This is a genomic window from Bradyrhizobium sp. BWC-3-1 (assembly GCF_032917965.1).
GTDB classification, from domain to species: Bacteria; Pseudomonadota; Alphaproteobacteria; order Rhizobiales; family Xanthobacteraceae; genus Bradyrhizobium; species Bradyrhizobium canariense_D.
This window is the reverse complement of record NZ_CP136625.1, coordinates 398,943-414,694: the sequence shown is the minus strand read 5'-3', so window position 1 is coordinate 414,694 and position 15,752 is coordinate 398,943. Positions and strand designations below refer to the sequence as shown.

Annotated in this window: 14 protein-coding genes; 3 read left to right on the top strand and 11 right to left on the bottom strand. The window is 64.5% G+C overall.

Going from position 1 to position 15,752, the window contains the following annotated elements:
• Positions 1 to 52: 52 nt before the first annotated feature.
• The 6 genes from RX329_RS01980 to RX329_RS01955 form a co-directional block, all read right to left on the bottom strand.
• Positions 53 to 1,684: an adenylate/guanylate cyclase domain-containing protein gene (locus RX329_RS01980; RefSeq protein WP_085358287.1), complete on the bottom strand. Its 1,632-nt coding sequence runs from the start codon at positions 1,682 to 1,684 to the stop codon at positions 53 to 55.
• 151 nt (positions 1,685 to 1,835) lie between these two features.
• Positions 1,836 to 2,243, bottom strand: coding sequence for a F0F1 ATP synthase subunit epsilon (locus tag RX329_RS01975; protein ID WP_018459845.1), 408 nt, complete (start codon positions 2,241 to 2,243; stop codon positions 1,836 to 1,838).
• 86 nt (positions 2,244 to 2,329) lie between these two features.
• Positions 2,330 to 3,772, bottom strand: coding sequence for a F0F1 ATP synthase subunit beta (atpD, locus tag RX329_RS01970; RefSeq protein WP_007598896.1), 1,443 nt, complete (start codon positions 3,770 to 3,772; stop codon positions 2,330 to 2,332).
• 52 nt (positions 3,773 to 3,824) lie between these two features.
• Positions 3,825 to 4,700 (bottom strand): F0F1 ATP synthase subunit gamma, encoded by an 876-nt coding sequence (locus RX329_RS01965; protein WP_026233891.1) that lies wholly within the window; start codon positions 4,698 to 4,700, stop codon positions 3,825 to 3,827.
• Between the two features lie 153 nt (positions 4,701 to 4,853).
• Positions 4,854 to 6,383: a F0F1 ATP synthase subunit alpha gene (gene atpA / locus RX329_RS01960; RefSeq protein WP_018459843.1), complete on the bottom strand. Its 1,530-nt coding sequence runs from the start codon at positions 6,381 to 6,383 to the stop codon at positions 4,854 to 4,856.
• Positions 6,383 to 6,943 carry a F0F1 ATP synthase subunit delta gene (locus tag RX329_RS01955; protein ID WP_027566412.1) on the bottom strand — a complete coding sequence of 187 codons (561 nt, stop codon included), beginning with the start codon at positions 6,941 to 6,943 and terminating at the stop codon, positions 6,383 to 6,385. Before RX329_RS01955 ends, atpA begins: the two co-directional genes overlap by 1 nt.
• A gap of 644 nt (positions 6,944 to 7,587) precedes the next feature.
• Here RX329_RS01955 and RX329_RS01950 point away from each other — a divergent pair.
• A complete protein-coding gene (locus tag RX329_RS01950; RefSeq protein WP_085348687.1) occupies positions 7,588 to 8,097 on the top strand; it encodes a septal ring lytic transglycosylase RlpA family protein in 510 nt (169 codons plus the stop codon).
• A gap of 108 nt (positions 8,098 to 8,205) precedes the next feature.
• On the opposite strand, the gene RX329_RS01945 is transcribed toward RX329_RS01950, so the two are convergent.
• A complete protein-coding gene (locus RX329_RS01945) occupies positions 8,206 to 10,416 on the bottom strand; it encodes a primosomal protein N' (RefSeq protein WP_085358289.1) in 2,211 nt (736 codons plus the stop codon).
• Between the two features lie 111 nt (positions 10,417 to 10,527).
• On the opposite strand from RX329_RS01945, the gene RX329_RS01940 reads away from it, so the two are divergent.
• Positions 10,528 to 11,493, top strand: a complete 966-nt coding sequence (locus RX329_RS01940; protein ID WP_085383877.1) for a tyrosine recombinase XerC — start codon at positions 10,528 to 10,530, stop codon at positions 11,491 to 11,493.
• 4 nt (positions 11,494 to 11,497) lie between these two features.
• Here RX329_RS01940 and RX329_RS01935 read toward each other — a convergent pair whose 3' ends face one another.
• Entirely contained in the window at positions 11,498 to 12,070 is a 573-nt protein-coding gene (locus RX329_RS01935) for a hypothetical protein (protein ID WP_085358291.1), read from the bottom strand.
• A 117-nt stretch (positions 12,071 to 12,187) separates the two neighbouring features.
• Between RX329_RS01935 and RX329_RS01930 the strand changes: the two genes are divergently transcribed.
• A complete protein-coding gene (locus RX329_RS01930; protein WP_026233888.1) occupies positions 12,188 to 12,778 on the top strand; it encodes a DUF4337 domain-containing protein in 591 nt (196 codons plus the stop codon).
• Between the two features lie 144 nt (positions 12,779 to 12,922).
• Here RX329_RS01930 and RX329_RS01925 read toward each other — a convergent pair whose 3' ends face one another.
• Genes RX329_RS01925 through RX329_RS01915 form a run of 3 tightly spaced genes read right to left on the bottom strand, consistent with a single transcriptional unit; the run spans position 12,923 to position 15,705 of the window.
• A complete protein-coding gene (locus RX329_RS01925; protein ID WP_085348691.1) occupies positions 12,923 to 13,453 on the bottom strand; it encodes a hypothetical protein in 531 nt (176 codons plus the stop codon).
• A 33-nt stretch (positions 13,454 to 13,486) separates the two neighbouring features.
• Positions 13,487 to 14,887: a dihydrolipoyl dehydrogenase gene (gene lpdA, locus RX329_RS01920; RefSeq protein WP_085358293.1), complete on the bottom strand. Its 1,401-nt coding sequence runs from the start codon at positions 14,885 to 14,887 to the stop codon at positions 13,487 to 13,489.
• Between the two features lie 56 nt (positions 14,888 to 14,943).
• Entirely contained in the window at positions 14,944 to 15,705 is a 762-nt protein-coding gene (locus RX329_RS01915) for an SDR family oxidoreductase (RefSeq protein ID WP_018459834.1), read from the bottom strand.
• Positions 15,706 to 15,752: the final 47 nt, after the last annotated feature.

Sequence of the window (15,752 nt, the reverse complement as noted above, 5' to 3'; positions counted from 1 at the left end):
GTAGAACGGGGTTGAAATCATTAGAGAACTTTGCCCGGAAATTTGCGTGAGCCTAGTTGATCGGTCCCACCGTGAACGGGCCGATTGCGATTAGGTGGCAGTCGCTGTCGCGCTTGGCGCAGTCGGCGAGCGCGGAATTGACGGCGGTCTGCTCGTCCGCGGCCTTGAGGCCGAGGCCCGGCCGGCCCGCGGTGCCGACCGCGACGGCGTTCCAGCCCATGCCGTCGGCGAGCTTGCGCACGACCTCGTCGCGCGCATCTGCGACGATCGAGGCGTTCGACGCCGCATGGAAGAATCCGGTGATCCTCAGCAGGGTTGGGATCGGCACGACGAAATTCTCGTCGACGGCAACGACCAGGCAGGCGACGCCGGCGATCGCGCCGCACGATTCCAGTGAACGCCGCGCGGCATCGTCGGCGGACGATGCGCCCATCACCATGAAATATTGGCCGCCGGGGCCGAGCGCGACCGCGCGGGATTTTGCCGAGGGCACGAACATGTTCTCGAGCCGGACCTTGGCGGGATCGCGCACCATCGGGAAGTCTTTCGAGGCGAAGGCGCGCTCGGTCATGGCATCATGCCGGACGAACGGTTGCGGCGGCATCGGCGGTTTGCCGTGCGTGTAGACCACATTGTTGCCGACTGCATAGAGCTCGCAACGCCGCGGCGACTGCGCGGCATCGGCGCGCTTCTGGCACTGATCGAGTGCGGCGTTGCGCGCGGCTTCCTCGTTCGGCTGATTCAACGACGCGCCGGTGAACCCGCCGACATTGAGTGCGAACGCCTTGTAGTCGCCGGCAGCGGAATAGTCGCCGGCCAGGTAGTTGCGGATGCGCTCGTTGATGAAGGGGACGCTGTCGGCAGGAAACTTGCCGGCCATCGGTGAAGCCGATGGTGCCGGCATGGGCATCGGCGCTTTCGCCGCCATGGTGGATGACGGGCTTGGCGCTGCTGCCGCAGCCGCGTTGGGCATCGGACTTGATGCTGGGCTTGGCGCGGTCACTGCAACCGCCGGCGCCCTGGTCGTCTCGAGCTTGGTGAAATAGAGGAAGCCGCCGACGCCGATGGCGACGACGGAGACGACACCGACCACCAGCGGCCACATCCAGTTCGGCGCGGCCTCAGCCTTAGTCACCTTCTTGATCTGCGGCGTCGCGTAGCTACCGTCCCCGCGCCGCATCGCCACCATATAGGCGTGCACCGGCGTCGGGATGTTCTTGACCTCCTGCGCGCCGATATCGGCGAACTGCACCGACAGCTTGTTGGCGACCTGCTCGTGCACGGCGCGGGAGACGCAGATGCCCCCGACCTCGGCGAGGCCCTCGAGCCGGGCGGCGATATTGACGCCGTCACCGAGCAGATCGCCGTCGCGCTCGACCACGTCGCCGATGGTGATGCCGATGCGGAACGACATCTGCCGGCTCGGCGGATAGGCCATGTTGCGGGTTCGCAGGGATTCCTGAATGTCGATCGCGCAGCGCACCGCATCGACCGCGCTTGGAAATTCCGCAAGCACGGCATCGCCCGCGGTGTTGAAGATGCGTCCGCCCGCCCTGGCAATGAAATCATCGACGACCTCGCGATAGGCGGCGAGACGCCGCAGCGTCTCCTCTTCGTCTTCCGCAACCAGTCGCGAGTAACCGGCAATATCGGCCGCGAAAATCGCTGCGATCTTGCGTTTCATCTGCGGCCGGCCCCCGGAACAAAGTTCGCGGGCGCAGAATGGCGCTATCGGCGGCGCCGTGCAACAAAGTTTCAGCGCCCGCCACTTCCGTGACGAGCGCTGAACTTATTCAGGAATTTTCAGCTCGGGCCCCGGCGCAGTGCACCGGGGCTTAGTGCATCGCCGTGCTGCTGAGCTGCTGCTGGATGCTCTTGAAGTGGTCGAGCCGGGCGATGGCTTGATCGAGCTCGTTGCCTTCGTGCTCCTTCAAGCCCTCTTCCATCTCCGAGATGGTCGCGGCGAACTGGGCCCGGTCGAGCTCGGCCAGCGAGGTCGCGACGTCGGCGAGTACGGTCAGGCCCTTCTCGGAGACTTCGGCGATACCGCCGAGCACGATGATCTTCTCGTGCTTGCCGCCGGTGGTCACGGTGAGAATGCCGGGCCGGATCGCGGCCACGACCGGCGCGTGTCCCGCCAGCACGCCGAAGTCACCTTCGACGCCGGGGATATCGACCTGGTCGACCTCGCCCGAGAAGGCGAGCTTTTCCGGCGAGACGAGATCGAAGTGGAAGGTGGCCATTGGAAACCTGCGAATGGTGAGTAGCGAATTGCGAATGGAGCGGGAGCGGCGCGACTATTCGCTACTCCCTGCTCGCCCTTCGCAGCTTAGGCCGCCTCGGCCGCCAGCTTCTTGCCCTTCTCGATCGCCTCTTCGATGGTGCCGACCATGTAGAAGGCAGCTTCCGGCAGGTGGTCGTACTTGCCTTCGCAGAGGCCGCGGAAGCCCTTGATGGTGTCCGCGAGGTCGACGAACTTGCCGGGCGAGCCGGTGAAGATTTCGGCGACGTGGAACGGCTGCGACAGGAAGCGCTCAATCTTGCGGGCGCGGGCCACCGTCAGCTTGTCCTCTTCCGAAAGCTCGTCCATGCCGAGAATGGCGATGATGTCCTGCAGCGACTTGTAGCGCTGCAGCACCTGCTGGACCTGACGCGCGGTGTCGTAGTGCTCCTGGCCGACGACGAGCGGCGAGAGCATGCGCGAGGTCGAGTCGAGCGGGTCCACCGCCGGATAGATGCCCTTTTCCGAGATCGCGCGGTTCAACACGGTGGTGGCGTCCAAATGCGCGAACGAGGTCGCGGGCGCCGGGTCGGTCAAGTCGTCGGCCGGAACGTAAATGGCCTGCACCGAGGTGATCGAACCCTTCTGCGTGGTGGTGATGCGCTCCTGCAGCGCACCCATGTCGGTGGCGAGCGTCGGCTGGTAACCCACGGCGCTCGGGATACGACCGAGCAGCGCCGACACTTCAGAACCGGCCTGGGTGAAGCGGAAGATGTTGTCGACGAAGAACAGCACGTCCTGGCCCTGATCACGGAAGTGCTCGGCGACGGTCAGACCGGTGAGGCCGACGCGGGCGCGAGCGCCGGGCGGCTCGTTCATCTGGCCGAACACCAGCGCGCACTTCGACTTGACGCTCGGATCCGGATTATGCGGATCGGCGTTGACCTTGGACTCGATGAACTCGTGATAGAGGTCGTTGCCCTCGCGGGTACGCTCGCCGACGCCGGCGAAGACGGAGTAACCACCGTGCGCCTTCGCGACGTTGTTGATCAGCTCCTGAATCAGCACGGTCTTGCCGACGCCGGCGCCGCCGAACAGGCCGATCTTGCCGCCCTTGGCGTAGGGCGCGAGCAAGTCGACGACCTTGATGCCGGTGACGAGAATTTCAGCTTCGGTCGACTGGTCGGTGTAGCTCGGCGCTTCCTGGTGGATGGCGCGCATGCCTTCGGACTGGATCGGACCGGCTTCGTCGATCGGCTCGCCGATCACGTTCATGATGCGCCCGAGCGTGCCCGCACCCACCGGAACCGAGATCGGCTGACCGGTGTCGGTCACTTCCTGGCCGCGGACCAGACCTTCGGTCACGTCCATCGCGATCGTGCGCACGGTGGACTCACCGAGATGCTGCGCAACTTCCAGCACGAGGCGGATGTTGCCGTTCCTGGTTTCCAACGAATTCAGAATGGCCGGCAGATGGCCTTCGAACTGAACGTCGACGACGGCGCCCATGACCTGGGTGACACGACCGACCTGGGTAGCTGCTGTAGCCATGAAGCTCTCCTTCGAAATTCTTTACTTGAACGACCGTCGTTTGGTTCGTGCGTCAGACCGCCTCGGCGCCGGAGATGATCTCGATCAGCTCCTTGGTGATCTGGGCTTGACGGGTTCGGTTGTAGATCTGGGTTTGCTTGCGGATCATTTCGCCGGCGTTGCGGGTGGCGTTGTCCATGGAGCTCATCTGCGCGCCATAGAACGAGGCGTTGTTTTCCAGCAGCGCGCGGAAAATCTGCACCGCGATATTCCGCGGCAACAGGCCGGAGAGGAGTTCGTCTTCCTCCGGCTCATAGTCATAGGACGTCGACGGCGCGGTCGCCGCTTTTTCTTCCACGGTCAGCGGAATGATCTGCTGCGCGGTCGGGACCTGGGCAATCACCGACTTGAACTGCGCGTAGAACAGCGTGCAGACGTCGAATTCGCCGTTGTCGAAGCGGGCCAGAACCTTCTTGGCAATGTCGTCCGCGTTGACGAAGCCGAGCTGACGAACGCCGCGCAGGTCGAGATGCTCGACGATCTGCTTGTCGTACAGGCGGCGGAGCTGCTCGTAGCCCTTGCGGCCGACGCAGAAGAATTTGACTTCCTTGCCCTGCGCCAACAGCGCCTGGGCGCGCTCGCGCGCGAGGCGCACGATCGAGGAGTTGAACGCGCCGGACAGGCCGCGCTCGCCGGTGCAGACCAGCAGTAGGTGAACCTGATCCTTGCCGGTGCCGGCCAGCAGCACCGGGGCGCCGGGCGAACCGGCGGCAGCGCTGGCGATGTTGGAGATCACCGCGCTCATCTTGTCGGCATAGGGCCGCGCCGCCTCGGCCGCTTGCTGGGCGCGGCGCAACCGGGACGCCGCGACCATTTGCATGGCCTTGGTGATCTTCTGCGTCGCCTTGGTGGAGGCGATGCGGACGCGCATGTCTTTAAGTGACGCCATTCTTCGTTCACCCCGGCGGTTCGACCCCTTGGATCAAGCCGCTAGCCTATCCCAGTCGTCATGCCCGGGCGTGTCCCGGGCATCCACGTCTTCGTTTCCATGCAGTGAGGCACGGAAGGCCGGGACAAGAAGCCCGGCCTTGCGACCGTTCTCTTATGCGAAGCTCTTGGCGAAACCTTCGACCACCGACTTCAGCTTGGCGGCGGTGTCGTCGGAGAGATCGCGGCTGTCGCGGATCGCGTTGAGGATCTCGACGTTCTTGCCGCGCAGCAGCGACAACAGACCGTCCTCGAACGCGCGCACCTTGTTGACCGGCAGCGGGTCGAGATAGCCGTTGGTGCCGGCCCAGATCACGCAGACCTGCTCTTCCATCTTCAGCGGCGCGAACTGCGGCTGCTTCAGGAGCTCGGTCAGACGCGAGCCGCGATTGAGCAGGCGCTGGGTCGAGGCGTCGAGGTCGGAGCCGAACTGCGCGAACGCCGCCATTTCGCGGTACTGCGCGAGCTCGCCCTTGATCTTGCCGGCGACCTTCTTGGTGGCCTTCGTCTGTGCCGAGGAGCCGACGCGCGACACCGACAGACCGACGTTCACCGCGGGGCGAATGCCCTGGAAGAACAGGTCGGTTTCCAGGAAGATCTGGCCGTCGGTGATCGAGATGACGTTGGTCGGAATGTAGGCCGACACGTCGTTGGCCTGGGTTTCGATGACCGGCAGCGCCGTCAGCGAGCCCGAACCCTGGTCCTTGTTCAGCTTCGCCGCGCGCTCGAGCAGGCGGGAATGCAGATAGAACACGTCGCCCGGATAGGCTTCGCGGCCCGGCGGGCGGCGCAGCAGGAGCGACATCTGGCGGTAGGCGACGGCCTGCTTGGACAAATCGTCATAGATGATGACGGCGTGCATGCCGTTGTCGCGGAAGTACTCGCCCATGGTGCAGCCGGTGAACGGCGCGATGTACTGCATCGGTGCCGGATCCGACGCGGTGGCGGCGACGATGATCGAATATTCGAGCGCGCCCTGCTCTTCCAGCACCTTCACGAACTGGGCAACCGTCGAGCGCTTCTGGCCGATCGCGACGTAGACACAATACAGCTTGATGTTCTCGTCCGGCTGCGCGTTGAGCGGCTTCTGGTTGAGGATGGTGTCGAGCGCGATCGCGGTCTTGCCGGTCTGACGGTCGCCGATGATCAGCTCGCGCTGGCCGCGGCCGATCGGGATCAGGGCGTCGATCGCCTTGAGGCCCGTCGCCATCGGCTCGTTCACCGACTTGCGCGGAATGATGCCGGGCGCCTTGACGTCGACGCGCATGCGCTTGTCGGCCTGGATCGGGCCCTTGCCGTCGATGGGGTTGCCGAGCGCGTCGACGACGCGGCCGAGCAGGCCCTTGCCGACCGGCGCGTCCACGATGGCGCGGGTGCGCTTGACGGTCTGACCTTCCTTGATCTCGCGGTCAGCGCCGAAAATGACGATACCGACGTTGTCGGTTTCGAGGTTCAGCGCCATGCCGCGGGTGCCGTTCTCGAATTCGACCATTTCACCGGCCTGGACGTTATCCAGACCGAAAACGCGGGCGATACCGTCGCCGACGGACAGCACCTGTCCGACTTCGGAGACTTCAGCTTCCTGGCCGAAATTCTTGATCTGGTCCTTGAGGATCGCGGAAATTTCCGCGGCGCGGATGTCCATCAGCCTGCCTCTTTCATCGCGTGCTTGATCGAATTGAGTTTGGTGCGAAGCGAGCTATCGATCATTCGGCTGCCAAGCTTGACCACGAGGCCACCGATGATCGAGGGATCGACCTTCACGTTGAGCGCGACGTCCTTGCCGGTCACCGACTTCAGGGCAACCTTGAGGGCGTCGAGATTCTTGTCCGAGAGCGCCTCCGCCACGGTGACGTCGGCCGTGGCCTCGCCCTTGAACTTGGCGACCAGGGCGCGATAGGCGCGGATGACGTCAGCCACCGCGAACAGGCGGCGGTTGGCGGTCAGCACTTTCAGGAAATTGGCGGAGATGCCGGCGATGCCGGCCTTGTCCAGCACGGCCGAGAGGGCTCTGGACTGGGCATCGGCCGCGAACACGGGGCTCCGGACGAGGCGCTTCAAATCGGCGCTCTCGTTCAGCATGCCCTCGAATTTCTCGAGATCGGCCTTGACCTCGTCGACCACTTTCTGGTCGCGGGCCAGTTCAAACAAGGCCGTTGCATAACGGCCCGACACACCGGAAACGGACGTATCTTCTGCAGCCACAGACGTGCTCTTTTTGCTGTCAAACTCGCAAGGGAAAAACCGTCGCCACGAAGCGGCGCCTAGCGATCCAAGCCCTTGGAATTCAAGCGGGACTTCGATTTTCGACCCCGCACGGAAGTGCCGGGCTCGTTAAAATCGCGGCTTTGCTAACATAGCAGGCGCGCACGTGCAACATGACGCCAAATTAAAGGCATGACGTTCTGTCGCCAGTTCGTCGCACTCCACGACGACGCGACGACGACCTTGCATGCCGCGGAATTGCCACAGCGCTTAAGCCCACCCCTGAGCCGAGGCCGGCGATTGGTTCCTGCCCTCAGCGCATAGCGGCCATGAACACGGATCGCTGAGGCGTGATTCCGGCCCTCCCGGCTCCACTCGCCGAATACTTTCTGAATTCTAAATGCGGAAATCGATGACTTCGTTTTACAGTATTCGTAAGTAATATAGAGGTTAACAATCGTTAAATTCCAATATTACGGAATGTCGGCCGAATATCCCTGCCGGTAACAAGATATTACAGGGCGACACAGAACGGATTTACTGCCCAATTCATGCCTCATTAGGAATCGAAACGCGATCCCGCTCGCAAACTTACGGGGGCTCCACTTGCCACATATGTGGCAATACTAGTTAGGGACCAATATATGCTTTGTTTGAAGACGCTGGGCTCAGTGACCCGGCCGCGTACGGCGATCGCCTTCGTTGCCGCAACTCTTCTCATCGGGGGAACTGCCACCGAAGCTTCCGCCAAATCCCGCCATCACCATCGCTATTCCCACCATCATCACCGCCACCACGCCCAGACCGATGCCAACACGACCTCCGATTGGCGTAACGCCAATGCATCGATGACGCCGTCGCAGGGCACCGGACGTTCCTTCTCCGGCATGGCTTCCTTTTACGGGAACGAGTCCGGCAGCAGGACCGCCTCGGGCCAGCGCTTCAACCAGAACGCCATGACCGCGGCGCACCGTTCACTGCCGTTCGGCACCAAGCTGCGTGTCACCCATGGCGGCTCGAGCGTCATCGTCACCATCAACGACCGTGGCCCGTTTATCCGCGGCCGTGTCCTCGACCTCTCCACGGGCGCTGCCCGTGCCATCGGCCTCACCGGCGCCGGCGTCGGCCGCGTCACCGCGGAAGTCGTCTCCTAAGACGCGCGACGCGTGAAACAAGCCCGCCGTCTTGGGGGACGGCGGGCTTTTTGTTTGTTCCTCCGCCGTCATTGCGAGGAGCGCAATGACGGGGAGAGAGCGGGGGGCCTACAAAAAGCTCTGCGGATCGACGTCGACTTCGAGCTTTTGATTGCCCTTCGGCTTCGGGCATACGGCAAGCCAGTTGCGCAAATAATCCGACAGGTCGAAGCCGCGCGCGGATTTCACCAGAATGCGGAAGCGGTAACGGCCCTTGATGACCGCGAGCGGGGCTTCCGCCGGGCCCAGCACCACCACGCGCTCGTCGCGCGGCGCGAGCGCGACGAGGTGGCGGCCAAAGCCTTCGGCGCTCGGCCGGTCGCCGGCGGAAATGATCAGGCTCGCGAGCCGCCCGAACGGCGGATAGAGCGTGCGTTCGCGCAAATCGATCTCGCTGTCGTAGAATGCTTCGCGGTCGCAGGCGATCAGCGCCTTCATCACCGGATGATCGGGCTGATGGGTCTGGAGATAGCCGACGCCGCGGCCCTGCTCGCGGCCGGCGCGGCCGATCACCTGGTTGAGCAATTGCCAGGTGCGTTCCGAGGCGCGCGGATCGCCATTGGACAGGCCGAGATCCGCATCGACCACGCCGACCAGATTGAGCCGCGGGAAATTGTGGCCCTTGGCGACGAGCTGGGTGCCGATGATGACGTCGACGCGGCCCTCCGCGATGTCATTCAGCTCGGAGCGCATCGTCTCGATCGAGGTGATGAGATCGCTCGACAGCACCATGGTGCGCGCCTCCGGGAAGAGCGCCGCCGCCTCCTCCTGCAAGCGCTCGACGCCGGGCCCGACCGCGACCAGCGATTCCTCCGCCGCGCAATGCGGACAGGTTTGCGGGCGCGGCATCGAGAAGCCGCAATGGTGACAGACGAGGCGCTGGCGGAAGCGGTGATCGACCAGCCAGGCATCGCAGATGGTGCAGGCGAAGCGATGGCCGCAGGCGCGGCACAGCGTCAACGGTGCATAACCGCGGCGATTGAGGAACAGTAGCGCCTGCTCGCGCCGCTCGATCGCGGTCCTGATCTCGGACGCCAGCCGCGGCGAGATGAAGCGGCCGCGCGCCGGCGGCTCGCGGCGCATGTCAATGGCCTCGATATGTGGCATGTGCTGGCCGCCGAAGCGCGACGGCAGAGCGATGCGCTGATAGCGGTTCTTGCGCGCATTGACCTCGGATTCGACCGACGGCGTCGCCGACGCCAGCACGATCGGAACCTTTGCGATATGCGCGCGCACCACCGCCATGTCACGGGCGTGATAATGCACGCCCTCGTCCTGCTTGTAGGCTTGGTCGTGCTCTTCATCGACCACGATGAGGCCGAGATTGGCGTAGGGCAGAAAGAGCGCTGAGCGCGCGCCGACCACAACCGGCGCGCTGCCCTCGGAGATCGCCGCCCAATTGCGCGCGCGGGTGCGCGGCGTCAGTTCGGAATGCCATTCCAGAGGGCGCACGCCAAAGCGCTGCGCGAAGCGATCGAGGAACTGGCCGGTGAGCGCGATCTCCGGCATCAGGATGAGCGACTGTTTTCCGCGGCGGATCGCCTCGGCGACGGCTTCGAAGTAAACCTCGGTCTTGCCCGAGCCGGTGACACCGTCGAGCAGCGCGACGTGAAAGCTGCCGTTGGCGGCGAGTGCGCGCATGGCATCGACCCCGGCGCGCTGAAGCGGCGAAAAATCCGGCCGGCTGAAATCCGGATCTGGGGCCGGCGGCGGCGGCGGCGGGGGCATCGGCTCGACCGAGAGCGTTCCTTCGTCGACGAGGCCGTCGATCACGCCGGCCGAAACCCCGGCCTCTCTGGCCGCCTCGGACTTGCCGTGCAGCAGCCGGTCCGACAGCACCTCGATCAGGCGCTGCCGCGCCGGCGTCAGACGTTTTGGCGGATCGCCGACCAGGCGCACGCCGGCGCGCACCCGCTCGGGGCCGAGGTTGTCGCCCATCCGCAGGCACATGCGCAGCACCATGCCGCGCGGGCTCAACGTGTAATTGGCGATCCAGTCCACGACCGCACGCAGCTCGGGCTTCAGCGGCGGGATGTCGAGCTTTTCGCTGACCTCCTTAAGGCGGTTGTGCAGGCGCGGATCAGGATTGGCGTTTTCGGCCCAGACCACCGCGAGCACCTCGCGCGGGCCGAGCGGCACGCCAATAATGTCGCCCGCCTTCAGCTCCATCCCGCGCGGCACCTTGTAGGAATAGGTCTGGTCGAGCGCGACCGGCACCAGCACGTCGACCATGCGGGTCGCGTTGGCGGAGACGGCGTTGCTGCGCGACGTGTGATCCATGGAGGGGAATCGGAACCCGAGGGCTTCAAGGCTAGCGCCCTGAGGCGGCCTTAGCGAACGATAAACGAGTGTGATGCGATATACTGAGTGGAATCACCACGTCCAGAGCGCATGAGCAAAGCGGCCGCCCCACAAATCGACCTCGCCAGCGCCGATCCTGATATCGCGCAGGAGATGACGCGCTGGCTGTCGCATCTCGGCGCGGAGCGGCGGCTGTCGCCGAAGACGCTGGAAGCCTATGCCCGCGATTTGCGGCAATGCCTGAATTTCCTCTGCGGCCATTGGGGCGAGCGAGTGACGCTAAAGCGTTTCGGCGCGCTGGAGGCCACCGATATCAGAGCCTTCATGGCGATGCGCCGCGCCGACGATATTGCCGGCCGCTCGCTGATGCGCGCGCTCGCGGGCCTGCGCTCGTTCGGCCGCTTCCTCGAGCGCGAAGGCAAGGGCAAGGTCGGGGCGCTCTCGGCGATCCGCGCGCCGAAAGTCGCAAAGAGCCTGCCCAAGCCGCTGCCGATGGCGTCGGCCAAACGTCTTGCGGACGCCGACGAGCGCGCCGGCGAGGACCGCGAGACCTGGATTCTTGCGCGCGACGCCGCCGTGATGGCTCTCCTCTACGGCTCGGGCCTGCGCATCTCCGAAGCGCTGGGGCTGACGCGCCGCGAGGTCCCGCGTCCCGGTGAAGGCGACGTGCTGATCGTGACGGGCAAAGGCAACAAGACCCGCATGGTGCCGGTGCTCCAGAACGTGCTCGCACTGGTGCAAGAATACGCTTCCATGTGCCCGTATCCGCTGCCGGCGGAGGGGCCGATCTTCGTCGGCGCACGCGGCGGGCCCTTGAGCCCGCGCATCATCCAGCTCGCGATGGAGCGGCTGCGCGGCGCGCTCGGCCTGCCCGACAGCGCCACGCCGCACGCCCTCCGGCATTCCTTCGCCACGCACCTGTTGTCACGCGGCGGCGATTTGCGCGCGATCCAGGAATTGCTCGGCCATGCCTCGCTCTCGACCACGCAGATCTATACCGGCATCGATGCCGAGCGGCTGCTGGAAGTCTATGCCAGCGCGCATCCGCGCCGATAGCGGCTCAGTTGGCGAGATACTCGATATCGTAGACGTAGTTCGAGCCGCGCCCGACCTCGACGCGGACCATCGGCCTGAACGTCTCCAGCCGCTCGTACAGCGGCGCCGTGACCTTCACCGGTTGGCCCGCGATGCGAACGAGATAGTCCGCTTTGCGGCGGCTACCTGACCTCCACGCACGATCGACACGGCCTTCGATCACAAGGCGGGACGTCAGGTGATCGAGAAACAGCATTCGTCCGGCATACCATGCAAGACCGCTGCCGAGCAGCACGATCAGGATCATCGAGGCGAACGCCTTCGCCTGGTCACGCCATGAGCCGTACAGCGGAGGTTGTCGCAGCTGCGAGCCGACGATAATCAGGCCCAGAACAACGAGGCCGACATGGACGTCGTTGACTGCGATGATCGAGCTCTTGTCATAAAACCGCAACAGGCCGATGTAGGTCAGGCCAAGCGCGAGGACAATCTTGCCGACGAACGGAAAGGCCGCGGTGTTGCGGGCCTTCAGCAGCGCAAACGCGGAGACGAGGATGGAAGGCCAGACGCAGGCTGCGATGAATTCCGCTGTGGTCATGGGACAGGACTAGATCAGCCCCGACGCGAAACCCTTAATTGCAACGGCCATCGCGGCTTGCCACTTGCGCCCGTCGCGCAGTTCGGTCAATCGTTGGTAAACAGGCAGGAGGGATTTATGAGCGCACATGAAAGCATGGAGCATGCCGAGCACGCCGAACACGCGTCCGGCTCGAACAAGAAGATCGCGCTCCTGATCGCGGTTCTGGCGCTGTTCCTGGCGATCTCCGAGACGCTCGGCAAGGGCGCCCAGACCGAATCGATCAGCAAGAACGTCGAGGCCTCCAACCTCTGGGCGTTCTTCCAGGCCAAGAGCATCCGCCGCACCGTGGTGCAGACCATGGCCGACCAGGGCAAGCTCATCCTCGGCGCGGCGAGCGACGAGGCCAACAAGGTGGCCGTGCAGAAGCAGATCGAGGACTGGCAGAAGACCGCGCAGCGCTACCGCTCCGAGCCGGAGACCGGCGAAGGCACCGAGCAGCTGGCCGAAAAGGCCAAGCACGCCGAGCATGAGCGCGACGAGGCGACTGCGAAATATCATCACTTCGAGCTGGCGTCCGCCGCCTTCCAGATCGGCATCGTGCTGGCCTCAGCCACCATCATCACCGGCATGCTGCCGCTCGCCTGGATCGCGGGCCTGCTGTCGCTTGCCGGACTTGGGATGACCATGCTCGGCGCATGGTCGCCGCATCTGCTGCATCTGCATTGAGGCGTTGACGCTACATACTCCGCTGTCATGCTCCGCGAAGGCGGGGCATCCAGTACGCCGCGGCCTCTCGATTCTAGCCTCACTGTCTCTGGAATACTGGATCGCCCGCCTTCGCGGGCAATGACACTGAACAAGTGGCGACGCTCAACGCGCTTCGTGCACGCTCTTGCGAAAGCGCTGGATCAGGCGGAGCGTGCGGGAGGACCAGCCTTCGCCGTTGCCGGCGATCAGCTCCTTGATGCGTCGCTTGATCGGATCGACCAGCTCGGCGGCCTTGGCACGCAGCTTCAGCACCAGATCATAGAGCCGCTCGAACCACGCCATCTCCATCAGCTTGTCGCGCGTCACGTCGAACACGAAGGCGGTGACGCCGACCCCGAGCAGCTTTGCGAACACGATGGTGAAGACCGCGCTGGTCCAGTATTCGTGCGTGAGCAGCCACAGGCCAACCAGCTTGAGCGGAAACAGCGGGACGATCGGTACAGCGAACACGATCAGCGTCATCGCCGGCGACAGCGCATCGACGCGGTCCGACAGCCATTGCTTGAACCGCGCAAGCGGGACGATTGCGACAACCCGCGCGACGATCGGTTCGAGATGGTCCCACAGCCAGGCTTCGATCAGGAAGATGATCGCAAGCAGGACCCAGACCGGTTGAAGCAGGCGGCGTAGCATGTGTTTCCCGCCCGATTCGGCGCTGGGCGCGACCTACATATGGATGGCCCGCTTGCCGACTGCAAGCGCGGCTTCCTTGATGGCCTCCGAGCGGGTCGGGTGCGCGTGGCACGTGCGCGCGAGATCCTCCGCGCTGCCGCCAAACTCCATGAGAACGGCTGCCTCATGGATCATTTCGCCGGCTTCGCGGCCGATAATGTGCACGCCGAGCACGCGATCGGTCTTCGCATCTGCGAGAATCTTCACAAAGCCGTCGGTGGTCTGGTTGACCTTGGAGCGCCCGTTGGCGGTAAAGGGAAACTTTCCGACCGTATAAGCCACGCCCGCCTGCTTCAGCTCCTCCTCGGTCTTGCCGACGGAGGATACTTCCGGCGTGGTATACACGACGCCTGGGATAACATCGTAGTTCACGTGGCCGGCCTGCCCGGCGATGATCTCGGCAACCGCGACGCCTTCATCCTCGGCCTTGTGCGCGAGCATCGGGCCCGCGACGACGTCGCCGATGGCATAGACGCCCTTCACGCTGGTGGCGAAATGCGGGTCGATCTGCACGCGGCCGCGATTGTCGAGTGCAACACCGGCTTCCTTCAGGCCGAGCCCCTCCGTGTACGGCACACGGCCGATACAGACGAGAACGACGTCGGCCTCCAGCGTCTCGGCAGCGCCCCCCGCGGCGGGCTCGATCGTCGCCTTCAGCGTCTTGCCGGAGGTGTCCACGCCCGTGACCTTGGCACTGAGCTTGAAGGCAAAGCCCTGCTTCTCCAGGATGCGCTGGAATTGCTTGGCGATCTCGCCGTCCATTCCGGGCAGAATGCGGTCAAGGAATTCGACCACGACGACTTCGGCGCCGAGACGGTGCCAGACCGAGCCGAGCTCGAGCCCGATCACGCCGGCGCCGACGATCAAGAGCTTGCCGGGGACCTTGTCCAGCGACAGCGCGCCGGTCGACGACACGATGCGCGTCTCGTCGATCTCGATGCCCTTGAGACGCGCGATGTCCGAGCCGGTGGCGATCACGATGCTCTTGGTTTCGATGACCTGCGACTTGCCGTCGGCGGAGACTTCGACCTTGCCCGTGCCGAGAATCTTGCCGGCGCCCTTGAGCACGTCGATCTTGTTCTTCTTCATCAGGAACTCGACGCCCTTGACGTTGCCGTCGATGCCCTGCTGCTTGAAGTTCATCATCGCAGGTAAATCGAGCTTCGGCGCGGAGACGCTGACGCCCATCTTGGCGAAGGAATGCCCGGCCTCCTCGAACATTTCGGAGGCATGCAGCAGCGCCTTCGACGGCATGCAGCCGACATTGAGGCAGGTGCCGCCGAGCGTCGCGTTCTTTTCCACCACGGCGACTTTCATGCCGAGCTGCGCTGCACGCACCGCGCAGACATAACCGCCCGGTCCGGTGCCGATGACGACGAGATCGTAGGTAGCCATGAGAGAAAGTCCCGTAAGTTTAGCGTTGAAGGATGTGTCAGCGTCCGCGCGGCGCGTCAGCGTCCGCCGGACACATCGAGAATGGCTGAGGTAACGTAGGAGGCATCGTCCGACATCAGCCAGACGATGGCATTGGCGACTTCATCGGCCGTACCGACGCGCTTCATCGGCACCATATGGGCCAGGCGATGGGCGCGGTCGGGCTCACCGCCGGCAGCGTGGATTTCGGTGTCGATCAGGCCGGGGCGGATGCCCGCGACGCGAATGCCCTCGCCGGCAACCTCATAGCCGAGGCCGATGGTGAAGGAATCGATCGCGCCCTTGGACGCGGCATAGTCGACATAGGTGTTCGGCGCGCCGAGCTTGGCCGCAACCGACGACAGATTGACGATGACGCCGCCCTGGCCGCCGTGCCTGGTCGACATCCGCTTCACGGCTTCGCGCGCGCAGAGGATGGAGCCGGTGACGTTGACCGCCATCACACGCTGGATGCGCTCGGCCGACATCTCGTCGACGCGCACGCCGCTGGTCCCGACAATACCGCCATTGTTGACGAGCGCGCCGAGCGTGCCGAACGCGTCCGCGGCCTTGAACAGCGCCAGGATGTCGCTTTCCTCGGCGACGTCGCATTTCACCGCGATGGCCTTGCCGTTGCTGGCCGCGATCTCGGCGACCACCTCATCGGCGGCCGTCTTGTTGCTGGCATAGCCGACAACGATCCGGAAGCCGCGTGCCGCGGCGGCAATTGCGGTCGCACGGCCGATGCCGCGGCTGCCGCCGGTGATGACAACGACTTTATCCGTCACGCGCGCCTCCATAGTTCGACAGGCGCCGTCGCGAAAGGCGACGGCGCTCGCAGAGCATC

Excerpts from the sequence above, each read along its gene's own strand:
- RX329_RS01980 (WP_085358287.1), bottom strand. The coding sequence starts at position 1,684 with ATGAAACGCAAGATCGCAGCGATTTTCGCGGCCGATATTGCCGGTTAC.
- RX329_RS01975 (WP_018459845.1), bottom strand. The coding sequence starts at position 2,243 with ATGGCCACCTTCCACTTCGATCTCGTCTCGCCGGAAAAGCTCGCCTTC.
- atpD (WP_007598896.1), bottom strand. The coding sequence starts at position 3,772 with ATGGCTACAGCAGCTACCCAGGTCGGTCGTGTCACCCAGGTCATGGGC.
- RX329_RS01965 (WP_026233891.1), bottom strand. The coding sequence starts at position 4,700 with ATGGCGTCACTTAAAGACATGCGCGTCCGCATCGCCTCCACCAAGGCG.
- atpA (WP_018459843.1), bottom strand. The coding sequence starts at position 6,383 with ATGGACATCCGCGCCGCGGAAATTTCCGCGATCCTCAAGGACCAGATC.
- RX329_RS01950 (WP_085348687.1), top strand. The coding sequence starts at position 7,588 with ATGCTTTGTTTGAAGACGCTGGGCTCAGTGACCCGGCCGCGTACGGCG.
- RX329_RS01945 (WP_085358289.1), bottom strand. The coding sequence starts at position 10,416 with ATGGATCACACGTCGCGCAGCAACGCCGTCTCCGCCAACGCGACCCGC.
- RX329_RS01940 (WP_085383877.1), top strand. The coding sequence starts at position 10,528 with ATGAGCAAAGCGGCCGCCCCACAAATCGACCTCGCCAGCGCCGATCCT.
- RX329_RS01935 (WP_085358291.1), bottom strand. The coding sequence starts at position 12,070 with ATGACCACAGCGGAATTCATCGCAGCCTGCGTCTGGCCTTCCATCCTC.
- RX329_RS01930 (WP_026233888.1), top strand. The coding sequence starts at position 12,188 with ATGAGCGCACATGAAAGCATGGAGCATGCCGAGCACGCCGAACACGCG.
- RX329_RS01925 (WP_085348691.1), bottom strand. The coding sequence starts at position 13,453 with ATGCTACGCCGCCTGCTTCAACCGGTCTGGGTCCTGCTTGCGATCATC.
- lpdA (WP_085358293.1), bottom strand. The coding sequence starts at position 14,887 with ATGGCTACCTACGATCTCGTCGTCATCGGCACCGGACCGGGCGGTTAT.
- RX329_RS01915 (WP_018459834.1), bottom strand. The coding sequence starts at position 15,705 with ATGGAGGCGCGCGTGACGGATAAAGTCGTTGTCATCACCGGCGGCAGC.